At 68.2% G+C, this 10,562-nt stretch carries 12 protein-coding genes; 3 read left to right on the plus strand and 9 right to left on the minus strand.

The features are described 5' to 3' along the window. From JMF90_RS09625 to JMF90_RS09645, 5 genes are all read right to left on the minus strand, one after another. Positions 1 to 544 (minus strand): isocitrate lyase/phosphoenolpyruvate mutase family protein (locus tag JMF90_RS09625; protein WP_201325068.1); only part of this gene is annotated, 544 nt, incomplete at its 3' end. Further along, positions 541 to 1,308, minus strand: coding sequence for an NTP transferase domain-containing protein (locus JMF90_RS09630; RefSeq protein WP_011547942.1), 768 nt, complete (start codon positions 1,306 to 1,308; stop codon positions 541 to 543). The genes JMF90_RS09630 and JMF90_RS09625, both read right to left, overlap by 4 nt. A gap of 35 nt (positions 1,309 to 1,343) precedes the next feature. Then, positions 1,344 to 2,345 carry an HpnL family protein gene (locus JMF90_RS09635; RefSeq protein ID WP_011694706.1) on the minus strand — a complete coding sequence of 334 codons (1,002 nt, stop codon included), beginning with the start codon at positions 2,343 to 2,345 and terminating at the stop codon, positions 1,344 to 1,346. Beyond that, the gene (locus tag JMF90_RS09640) at positions 2,342 to 3,151 is read right to left on the minus strand and encodes a 2OG-Fe(II) oxygenase (protein WP_011694707.1); all 810 of its coding nucleotides are present in this window, start codon (positions 3,149 to 3,151) and stop codon (positions 2,342 to 2,344) included. The genes JMF90_RS09635 and JMF90_RS09640 overlap by 4 nt, the downstream gene beginning before the upstream one ends. Then, positions 3,148 to 3,843 (minus strand): CDP-alcohol phosphatidyltransferase family protein, encoded by a 696-nt coding sequence (locus tag JMF90_RS09645; protein WP_011547939.1) that lies wholly within the window; start codon positions 3,841 to 3,843, stop codon positions 3,148 to 3,150. Before JMF90_RS09645 ends, JMF90_RS09640 begins: the two co-directional genes overlap by 4 nt. A 502-nt stretch (positions 3,844 to 4,345) precedes the next feature. Between JMF90_RS09645 and JMF90_RS09650 the strand changes: the two genes are divergently transcribed. Further along, positions 4,346 to 5,860: an acetyl-CoA hydrolase/transferase family protein gene (locus tag JMF90_RS09650; RefSeq protein ID WP_011547938.1), complete on the plus strand. Its 1,515-nt coding sequence runs from the start codon at positions 4,346 to 4,348 to the stop codon at positions 5,858 to 5,860. A gap of 30 nt (positions 5,861 to 5,890) precedes the next feature. Here the strand turns inward: JMF90_RS09650 and JMF90_RS09655 are convergent, their stop codons facing one another. Continuing rightward, positions 5,891 to 7,429: a DHA2 family efflux MFS transporter permease subunit gene (locus JMF90_RS09655; RefSeq protein ID WP_011694708.1), complete on the minus strand. Its 1,539-nt coding sequence runs from the start codon at positions 7,427 to 7,429 to the stop codon at positions 5,891 to 5,893. Between the two features lie 134 nt (positions 7,430 to 7,563). Here JMF90_RS09655 and JMF90_RS09660 point away from each other — a divergent pair, with 134 nt between their 5' ends. Continuing rightward, entirely contained in the window at positions 7,564 to 8,004 is a 441-nt protein-coding gene (locus JMF90_RS09660) for a MarR family winged helix-turn-helix transcriptional regulator (RefSeq protein ID WP_011547936.1), read from the plus strand. A gap of 103 nt (positions 8,005 to 8,107) precedes the next feature. On the opposite strand, the gene JMF90_RS09665 is transcribed toward JMF90_RS09660, so the two are convergent. Further along, positions 8,108 to 8,605 carry a DUF2938 domain-containing protein gene (locus tag JMF90_RS09665; RefSeq protein WP_011547935.1) on the minus strand — a complete coding sequence of 166 codons (498 nt, stop codon included), beginning with the start codon at positions 8,603 to 8,605 and terminating at the stop codon, positions 8,108 to 8,110. Positions 8,606 to 8,745: 140 nt separating this feature from the next. Between JMF90_RS09665 and JMF90_RS09670 the strand changes: the two genes are divergently transcribed. Beyond that, the gene (locus JMF90_RS09670; RefSeq protein WP_011547934.1) at positions 8,746 to 9,171 is read left to right on the plus strand and encodes a helix-turn-helix domain-containing protein; all 426 of its coding nucleotides are present in this window, start codon (positions 8,746 to 8,748) and stop codon (positions 9,169 to 9,171) included. A 148-nt stretch (positions 9,172 to 9,319) separates the two neighbouring features. Here JMF90_RS09670 and JMF90_RS09675 read toward each other — a convergent pair whose 3' ends face one another. Then, positions 9,320 to 10,201 (minus strand): helix-hairpin-helix domain-containing protein, encoded by an 882-nt coding sequence (locus JMF90_RS09675; RefSeq protein ID WP_011547933.1) that lies wholly within the window; start codon positions 10,199 to 10,201, stop codon positions 9,320 to 9,322. A 182-nt stretch (positions 10,202 to 10,383) separates the two neighbouring features. Continuing rightward, a partial coding sequence (locus JMF90_RS09680) for a sigma factor-like helix-turn-helix DNA-binding protein (protein WP_268905943.1) occupies positions 10,384 to 10,562 on the minus strand: 179 nt, incomplete at its 5' end.

The raw sequence follows: 10,562 nt of genomic DNA on the forward strand, positions 1-10,562 counted from the left end.
TCGCGCGGCGCAGCGCCTCGTCCATCCCCCAGCCCGCGATCAGCGCCTCGACGCGCGCGACGATCGAGAAGTCGGGATCGGTCTGCGAATCCTTGCCGGCCTTGATCTTGCCGCAGAACTCGTCGATTTCCGCGAGCGGCTGGCGCTCGCCGCCGATGAAGCTGTTCGTCTTCGGGAACTGCTTGTCCTCGATGCACACGCCCGCGATGCCGCGCTGTTCGAGCTTCTTCACGAGGCGGCGCACGTTGTTGAAGTTGCCGTAGCCGGTGTCGCCGTCGAGCAGGATCGGCAGGTCGCTCGCGTCAGCCATGAATTCGAGCACGTCGACGACTTGCGTCCAGCTCGCTTCGTTGTTGTCGCGCACGCCGAACTGCGCGGAGATCGCGAGGCCCGACGCCCAGATACCCTTGAAGCCGGCCTCGCGGACGATCCGCGCGGACAGGCCGTTGTGCGCTTCCATCAGGAATTCGAGATCGCTGCTGACGAGCATGCGGCGCAGGCGCGCGCTGCGTGATTCGGTGAAGTTGGGTTCGCGTGCGTTCATCGTGCGGCTCCGGCGGTGGTGCGTTGAATCAGGGGAAGAATGTCTTGCGTCGCGCGTGCGACGTCGTTCGGGAAATCGATCTCGATCCACGGCAAGCCGGTGACGTCGGCGACGTCGAACGAATGGCCGCCTTCGAGCAGCAGGTCGCGCACGGCTTCCTCGTGCGGCATGTTCGCGCGGCCGCTGTCGACGTAGCCCGCGACGAGGGTCGCGAGGCGGCGCGCGGTGCCTTCGGTGAAGCGGAAGAAGCCGACCGATTCGCCGATCGTGTCGTAGTCGAGGTCGACCGCGAGCTGCTTGCGCAGCTCGACCGGCACGCCGTTCTTCAGGCACAGCTTGACGGGTTCGTCGCCGGCCTCGAAGTCGCGGTCGATCAGCAGGCGGTCGACCGTCTTGTCGGCATCGGCCACCAGCGCGTGCAGGATGTTCTCGTCGTACAGCACGTCCGCGTCCATCAGCAGCACGTCGCCGCCGCGCGTCATCGCATCGGCGACGGTATGCACGGTCAGCACGCTGCCGAGGTCGTAGCGCTCGTTGATCACGATCTCGGCGGTGCGGCCGAGGCGCTTCAGTTCCTGCTCGACCTTCTCGTGCTGGAAGCCGAGCCCGAGCACGATTTCATCGACGCCCGCGGCGTCGAGCACACGCAGATGGCGCTCGAGCAGCGACACGTCGTCGAAGCGCAGCAGGCACTTCGGGAACTGCGCCTCGGGCGGTTGTTGCAGGCGCAAGCCGAGGCCTGCCGCAAGAATGATGGCTCGCATGGGTTCTCCAACCAAAAAGCCGGCGATCTGAACGATCAGTCGGCGAGCGGCTGCGGCGCACGGCGCCGCTGCCAGTTTCTTTCACTGAAATGCAGATAGAGCAGGCCGGGCAGGCCGAGCGCGAGTTCGCGCGCGCGCTTCGCGAGCGACAGCGCGAGCGCCGCGTCGGGCGGCAAGCCGACCAGCGGCGCGAGCAGCAGGTAGCCGCCTTCCTGCGCGCCGAGCGAGCCCGGGATCGCGAAGGCTGCGCCACGAATCGCCTGGCCGACGCTTTCGAGCAGCAGCGCGTCGAGCCAGCTCACCGGGTGCCCGAGGAAGTGCAGCGCGAGCCACACTTCCGCGGTGCCGACGATCCAGCCCGCGAGACTCAACGCGAAGGTCTTCGCGACTTTCGCGCGATCGCGGTACAGCGCGCCGACCGCGTCGTCGATCGCGTCGGCGCGCGTGGCCAGCGACGACCAGTCGCGCGGGCCGAGCAGCTTCGACGCGAGGCGCAGGCCGCGGCCGAACAGCCCGCGCCGCTGTGCCGCGTAGAACGCGACGGCGAGCGCGCCGAGCACGCCGGTGGCGATCAGCGCGGGCGTGCGCAGATACGCGACCGACTCGTGCGTCGCATACAGGCTGAACGCGGCGATGCCGATCAGCGCGAACGCCATCTGCGCGAGCGCCTGCATCGTCGTGCTGACGGTCACGGCGGCGGCCGCGTCGGCCATCCGCGTGCCGCGCTGCGCGAGGTGGCGCACCATCAGCACCGGGCCGCCGATCTGCCCGGCGGGCAGCAGGCTGTTCACCGATTCGCCGACCCAGCGCGCGCGCAGCGCGTTGCCGAGTTCGGCGCCCGGCTGCCCGCGGCGGAACATCACGGAGATCGCGACCGCGTCGATCGCGAGCGGCACGACGTGGAACGCCGCGACGAGCGCGAGGCCCCAGCCGGCCGCGAGGAACGTGGACGCCACCGCGCCGACGCCCTGCCAGGCCAGCAGTGCGATGAAGAGTGCGGTCCCGAGGGACAGCAGGATGAGGCCCGCGCGTGTCATGACCCGCTCGTGCGTCGCGTCGCCAGTTGCTTGAACACCTGGCGGAAACCGAAATACGCGATCGCGTCCTTCATGTTCGAGATGAAGCGCTTCCACGGCCGCATGCCGGGGTTCGTCACGTATTCGAACGTGAGCGACACGCGCATCTCGTTCTGGCCGAGCGGCGTGATGCGGTGGCGCAGCTTGTCGCCGTCGAACAGCACGATGCCGCCGTCGGCGATCTGCACGGAGCCCGGTTCGTCGGCGACGTCCGGGTTGCGCGTATGCAGCTCGTAGTCGAGCCGGCACGACGATTCGTCGATCACGCCGATCAGCAGCGTGTAGCGCCGGCCGTCGTAGTACGACGTGTCGTAGTGCCAGCCGATGTGGTCGCCGGGCTTCGTGTAGTAATACAGCGCGTACGCGTGCGGATCGTCGGCCGGCGACAGCATCAGCTTGTCGCCGGTGATCTTCTCGAGGAAGGAGATGAGTGCCTTCGAGCGGTACAGCTCGGCGATGTACGGCGCCTGCTCGTCGATCGTATGGCGGCTCACGCTGCCGCCCTGCTTGTGGCCGGGCAGGTAATTGCGGTTCAGGCCGGCCTGCATCGCGCGGGCGGCGTTCGCCAGCTTCGCGTGCGCGTCGGGCGGCAGGAACGCGTCGAGATAGAGGAACGAGCCCTGGCGCGTGTAGTCGCCGCGCAGGCGGTCGAGGTCGAGCTGGCCGACGCAGTCGGCCACGGTGCGGTCGGGATCGGCCGCGGCCGCGCGCACGGGCGCGGGGCGTGCCGGGCTCAGCACGGAATCGTCGCGCGTGCTAGGAGTCATTTGGAAGCCTGGATTTCGGTTGGGTTCTGCGCGGCCGGGTTCTGCGGAAGGTTGCCGCGCCGCACGATGCGCCACCAGTCGATCACGACCCAGGCGGCGAACAGCGGGGCGCCGATCGACGCCGCGAGCAGGAACGGCTCGACGCCGTCCACGAGCGTCACGATCGGCAGCAGGTACAGCACGTCTTCGGTCTCGAAGCCGCCGGCGAACGCCTGCTTGGTGCCGGCCTTGCCGGCGATCGACTCGATCCGCATGCGCAGGAAGAAAATCAGTGCGACGGCCGCGCCGGCCACCGCGCCGAGCAGCACCGGCGACGCGGCCATCTGGCCGCCCTGCGCGACGATGCCGACGCCCATGCTGACGAACAGCGCGACCGTTACGAGCGCATCCGCCGCGAGGTCGTAAAAATGACCGATCTTGCTGGACTTGCCGCTGATGCGCGCGAGCTCGCCGTCGGTGTGGTCGACGAAGTTCGACAGCACGATCAGGAACGCGCCTGCATTGCTCCAGCCGAAACCGCCGTGCGCGAGGCACCAGGCGCCGGCGAGGCCGATCAGCAGACGAAGGGTAGTGAGGTGATTCGGGGTGACCGGCGTATCGACGAGCGGTCGGACAAGCGAGCGCGCGAGCCGCGCATCCCAGGTGCGTGGCGGGGGCGGCTCGGGTCGTGTGGCGGTTTTTCTTTGGTCCATCGGCGAAATATATACGGAATTGTAATTTGGTGCTTTTTATTCGATCAATGTCCTGACATACGGGAGTGTTACCGCGTCTTGCAGGCATCGGCCGGTTCAAAAACACACCTATGAACGAGGCGGCCAACCGGGCCGCCGGACCCGTCTTCCAGTGTGGTCCGCATCGCGCGGCTGTCAAGGCCGGACGGGCCTCGTAGGCCGATCCGACCGGGTTTTTCGCGCCGGTCGGCGATCGCGAACCGGCGATTCGCTCGATGCTTTCATGTGCCTTTCGCGTGCGCCCGGCGCGGGCGGATCGCCTGTCACAGAACGGTCGTTCGATACCCGGCAAATCCGGCAAGGATCTTTTGCATCCAGCGGACATTTCGCAGCGATGGCCTCTGCGATACTCCGGACCGTGCCCGTGGTGCCGGGCCGCCCCTCGCGGCCCCAAGGGCTTCGCGTCGCTCAGGAGACACCCCCCGCGACGTCAACGACAGACCCAAGCGTCAGATAACCAGCCATGTCTTCTTCACGCATCCTCGCTCCCGCCCTGCGTTCGCTCGTCCGCACCGCCGACGAAGCCGCCGCGCTGATCCGCCCCGGCATGACCGTCGCCATGAGCGGCTTCACCGGGTCGGGCTATCCGAAGGCCGTGCCGGCCGCGCTGGCCGCCCATATCGACGCGGCGCACGCGCGCGGCGAGGACTTCCGGATCAACGTACTGACGGGCGCGTCGACCGCACCGGAACTCGACGGCGCGCTCGCCCGCACCAACGGCATCTCGATGCGCTTGCCGTACCAGTCCGACCCGACGTTGCGCGACAAGATCAACGGCGGCGAAGTCGATTACCAGGACGTCCACCTGAGCCACGTCGCGCAATACGCGTGGTTCGGGCTGTACGGCGACCTCGACGTCGCGATCGTCGAGGTCGCGGGCATCCGCGAGGACGGCCTGCTGATCCCGTCCGCGTCGATCGGCAACAACAAGACCTGGCTGGAGCGCGCGAAGCACGTGATCCTCGAAGTGAATGCGCGCCAGCCGCTCGGCCTCGACGGGATGCACGACATCTATTACGGCACCGCGCTGCCGCCGCACCGCAAGCCGATTCCGCTGACGAAGAGCGACGACCGGATCGGCGAGCCGTACCTGCGCTGTCCTGCCGACAAGATCGTCGCGATCGTCGAGACCGACGCGCCCGATCGCAGCAATGCATTCTCCGCGCCGGATGCGACGTCCAAGCAGATCGCGCTGCAACTGATCGATTTCCTGCGCCACGAAGTGAAGCGCGGCCGCCTGCCGGAAAACCTGCTGCCGCTGCAGTCGGGCGTCGGCAACATCACGAACGCGGTGCTCGCGGAGCTCAGCTCGGCCGGCTTCTCGAACCTGACGGCCTACACCGAGGTGATCCAGGACGGCATGCTCGACCTGCTCGACGACGGCACGCTGAGCTTCGCGTCGGCCACCGCGCTGTCGCTGAGCCCGGCCGCCGTGCAGCGTTTCGCCGACGAAATCGCGACGTTCCGCGAGAAGATCGTGCTGCGCCCGCAGGAGATCAGCAACCATCCGGAGCTCGTGCGCCGGCTCGGCTGCATCGCGATGAACGGGATGATCGAAGCCGACATCTACGGCAACGTGAACTCGACGCACGTGATGGGCACGAAGATCCAGAACGGCATCGGCGGCTCGGGCGACTTCGCGCGCAACGGCTACCTGTCGTGCTTCATGTCGGCGAGCACCGCGAAGGGCGGGGCGATCTCGCGGATCGTGCCGATGGCGAGCCACGTCGACCATACCGAGCACGATGTCGCGGTGGTCGTCACCGAGCAGGGGCTGGCCGACCTGCGCGGCCTGTCGCCGAAGCAGCGCGCGCGCAAGATCATCGCGACCTGCGCGCACCCGGACTATCGCCCGATGCTCGAGGACTACTTCGAGCGGGCGTCGCGCGACAGCTTCGGCAAGCACACGCCGCACCTGCTCGCCGAGGCGCTGTCGTGGCACGAACGCTACGTGCGCACCGGGACGATGAAGGCCTGACGCGGCCTCGGACGGGCGCATGCGCGCCCGTCAATCCAGCGCCGCATGCGCGACGTCGACACTCGCCGTTTTCTGCGGCGGGCGGATCAGCAGCAACAGCGGGATCATCAGCAGCGTCGCGACGAACATCAGCTTGAAATCGTTCAGGTACGCGATCATCGCGGCCTGCTGGTTGATCGTGCGGTCGAGCAGCGCGAGGTCGACACGGCTGCCGGCCAGCGCCTGCACGGCCGGGTCGAACGGCGTGATGTGGGTCGCGAGGTCGGCATGCGCGACCTGCGTGTTGCGCGTCATCAGCGTCTGCACGATCGAGATGCCGATACTGCTGCCGATGTTGCGCATCAGGCTGTAGGTGGCCGTGCCGTCCGCGCGCAGCTCGGGCGGCAGCGTCGAGAACGACAGCGCGCTCAGCGGCACGAACACGAGCCCGAGGCCGAAGCCCTGGATCACGCCGGGCCATACGATGTCCGCTTCGGACAGCACGATCGTGTACTGCATCATCTGCCACAGCGCGAGCGCGGAAATCGCCAGCCCGGCGAGCAGCAGCATCCGCGCATCCACGTATTTCAGCAGCCTCCCGACGAACAGCATCGCGATCATCGTGCCGGCGCCGCTCGGCGCGGTGACGAGGCCCGTCGTCGCGACCGGATAGCCCATCAGGTTCTGCAGCATCGGCGGCAGCAGCGCGCGAGTGGCATACAGCACCGCGCCGACCACGAAGATGAACAGCGTGCCCGTCGCGAAATTCGGATCGCGCAGCAATTCCGACTTGAAGAACGACGCCTTGCCGACGGTCGCCGTGTGTGCGAGGAAGAACGCGAAGCTCAGGGCCGCGACGAGCGCCTCGATGCGGATCTCGTACGAACCGAACCAGTCGAGCTGCTCGCCGCGATCGAGCATCGCCTGGAACGCGCCGATCGCGAGCGCGAGCGTCGCGAAGCCGAACGCGTCGAATTTCACGTGCGGACGCGGCGCGCGTGCCGGCAGGAAGGTCATCACGCCGGCGAGCGCGAACGCGCCGATCGGCACGTTGATGAAGAACACCCAGCGCCAGTTGTAGCTGTCGGTGAGCCAGCCGCCGAGCGTCGGGCCGAGAATGGGGCCGACCATCACGCCCATTCCCCAGATCGCCATTGCCTGGCCCTGTTTCTCGCGCGGATTGATGTCGAGCAGGATCGATTGCGACAGCGGCACCAGTGCGGCGCCGAACACACCCTGCAGCAGCCGCGCGCCGACGATCTGCACGAGCGTCTCCGACAGCCCGCACAGCGCCGACGCCACCGTGAAGCCCGCAATCGATACGATCAGCAGCCGCTTCACGCTGAGCCGGTCGGACAGCCAGCCGGTGAGCGGCGTCGCGATCGCCGCCGCGACGATGTAGGAGGTCAGCACCCACGTGATTTCGTCCTGCGACGCGGACAGCGTGCCCTGCATGTGCGGCAGCGCGACGTTCGCGATGGTGCTGTCGAGGGTCTGGATCAGCGTGGCGAGCATGATCGACAGGGTCAGCATCGGCCGGTTCAGGGCGGGCGAGGAGGGGGTATCGGCGGCGTCGGCGGCGGGGTTCAAGCGGTGTCTCCGTGGGGCGGCCGCCGTGGTCAGCGATCCGGTATGGCGTAAATTATAAGCATGCTTATTATATAGCCGCTTATCGCTGGGTCGCGAGCCACGGGCCGGTTCCGGCTTGACCCTATAATCGCCGCATGGACAAGACCTACGAGAACCGGATCGGTTACCTGATCGCCGACGTGGCCCGTCTGAACGGACGCCTGTTCGACCGGCGCGCGAAGCGCATCGGGCTGACGCGGGCGCAAAGCCGCGTGCTCGCGTACCTCACGTGGAAGGGCGAGATGAACCAGGCGCGGCTCGCCGAATGGCTCGAGATCACGCCGATCTCGCTCACGCGGCTGCTCGACCGGATGGAAAGCTATGGCTGGATCGAACGCATCGCGAACGACGACGACCGCCGCGCGTTCGTGATCCGGCTGACCGACAAGTCGCGCGAGATCTTTCCGCAGATGCTGGAGGTGGGCGATACCGTCGCCGACGACGGGCTGCGCGGCTTCACGCCCGACGAGCGCGATACGCTGGTGCGGCTGCTCGGGCGGGTGCGCCGCAACCTGATCGACTGCGGCGGCGAGTGACGCGGGTGTCCGGCCGGGCGCACCGGGCAACGGGAATGCGTGGTGAATCCCGGCCGCGTGTACGGGGACGGTGAAGGAGGCCGAGGGGATGCCGGTGCGCTGCTTAACGCGACAGCGCCGCCAGCATGTACGCCGCAAGATAGAGTCCCACCCCGTACGACAGATGCGTGACGAGGCTGCGCCGGCGCGCGACACCCGGCTGCGGCGTGCGCGACGCCGCGATGCCGAAGCCGAACGCCGGCTGCATCACGAAGAACGGCGCGACCACGCTCGCGAGCCCGGCGACGAGTGCGGGAAGCGGCGTCGGCGCATCGATCCATGCCGGGCCGGCGATCAGCACGGGTAGTGCCGCGAACGCGATGCCGATCGCGTAATGCGCGACCCAGCCGAGCGCGCGTTCGCCGGGCACGGGTGCGGCGGCGACGATCGACGCATGCCGGAACCGGCCGTGCATCATGTGGCCGAGCCAGCGGCCGACCAGTGCGTAGTCGAGCGACGGAATCCCGAACGCTTGCCGCCGGAACAGCGTCCATAGGTCCATCAACAGCGTGGCGCCCGCGCCGATCAACAGCAATTTGAGCAGGATGTCGGATGGGCTCATCGCACACCTCCGCTACGGACGGCGATGGCGATGCGGCACGACGGAATACGACGCGGGTTCAACGGTTTCATGGCGGTCCGGGCTTGTCTTCATGGAGTCGAGCGACTATCTTGCAACTTCAAGTTCACTTGAGGTCAAGCATGAGCCGACTGGACATTGCGGACGTTGCGCGGCGCACGGGGCTGCCCGCATCGACGCTGCGTTACTACGAGGAAAAAGGGCTGATCGTTCCGATTGGCCGGCATGGGCTGCGGCGGCAATACGACGAGGCGGTGCTGGAGCGCCTGGCGTTGATCGCGCTCGGCCGCGAGGCCGGTTTCTCGCTCGACGACATCCTCGCGATGGTCGGCGCGGAGGGGCGACCCGCGATCGATCGCGCGAAACTCGACGGCAAGGCCGACGAGCTCGACCGCACGATCCGCCGTCTCGGCGCCGTGCGCGATGCGCTGCGGCATGCGGCCGTGTGCCCGGCCGCGAACCATCTCGAATGTCCGTCGTTCCAGAAACTGCTGCGCATTGCCGCACATCGTCATCCGGCGCGCCGGGCGAAGGGGGAAGGTGCGTAGCCGGCGGGCCGGCGCGAAGCGGGCGGTGCGGTAGCGGGTCGGCAGGAAGGCGGCGACGTGGCGACGCCATCGGCTTGACGTGCCGGGTCGAGAAAAGGCGAAGCCGTCAGTGGGGCTTTCGATTTAAGCGAAGCCGCCTACGCCGGACTCACCCCGCGTAATACACGCGGCATTCCATCTCGCGCCCGCGCACGATCCGCTTGCCGACGAGCGCGCCGTACGTTTCGGTGAAGACGGTGCGCTGGTGCTCGCACTGCACGGCGTCGTAGAAGTAGAGCGAGACCCAGTCGGTCGGTCGATCGGCTTCCGGCGTGCGCATGGCCGCGTGCTGGCTCAGCGCCGTGAAATGCCAGCCGCCCTTGGTCATGTGCATCACCGGCGGCGGCACGTAACCGTCCGCGTTCAGGCGTCGGTGCGCGAGCGTCGGCAGCACGCCCGCGGCCGCCTTGTTGCGGTACTGGCGATCGATGTACAGCAGCAGTTCGACGGGCGGTTCCGTGCCGGGGCCGGCGCTTTGCATGTGGCCTTGCCAGCGCCGGCGGCGGCTCAGCACGTCGTCGAGCGCGGCGCGGATGCCGACCGCGCGCCGCGGGCCGACGCCCGCGATCGTTTCGAGCTGGCCGTTGCGCGCCGCGCGTTCGAGCTCCTCCAGCGTGTCGATGTGCAGCGCGTCATGAATGCGCAGCGCGAGCGCGTGGCCGATGCCCGGCACCGCTTCGAACGCCGACGCGCGTTCCGCGTCACCGCGCAAGCGGTCGAGCTGGCGCCAGCGGCCCGTCACCAGCAGCTCGGCGATCGCCTGCGCGACGCCCGCGCCGATGTCGGGCAGCGCGCCGAGCGCCTCGACGCCGCCGGTGTCGAACACGCCGCGGATGTCGCGGTCGAGCGCGTCGACCGTATCGGCTGCGGCGCGGTACGCGGCCACCCGGTACGGGTTCGCGCCCTGGTCGACGAGCCACTGCGCGGCCTCGCGCAGGCAGGCCGCGACAGGCCGGTTTTCCTCGTACGTCTGGCTGACGGTCGACTGCATGGCAAGGGACCCGGAAAGCACAAACGGAATGGACGCGGCGAACGATGCGCCGGTCGGCTGTCAACCATTGTCGCGACGCGCGATGAAGAAAACTTGATGCGCGTCAATGGCAAACGTAACACAGGCGCGCGGCGCACGGTCGTGCCGGAACGCGGCACGACCGTGCGCGTTGCGCGATGCGCTTACGCGTCGAGAAACGACTGTGCGTTCTCGGCTTCGGCGGCCGTACGCAGCGCGGCGAGCGCCCGTTTCTCGATCTGCCGGACACGCTCGCGCGACATCCCCGCATCCTGCGCGATCGCGTCGTAGGTGTCGGGCTCGGCGCCGCCGAGGCCGAACCGCCGGCGCAGCACGTCGGCCT

This window comes from Burkholderia sp. E168m23 (assembly GCF_016586125.1).
Lineage (GTDB): Bacteria > Pseudomonadota > Gammaproteobacteria > Burkholderiales > Burkholderiaceae > Burkholderia > Burkholderia orbicola.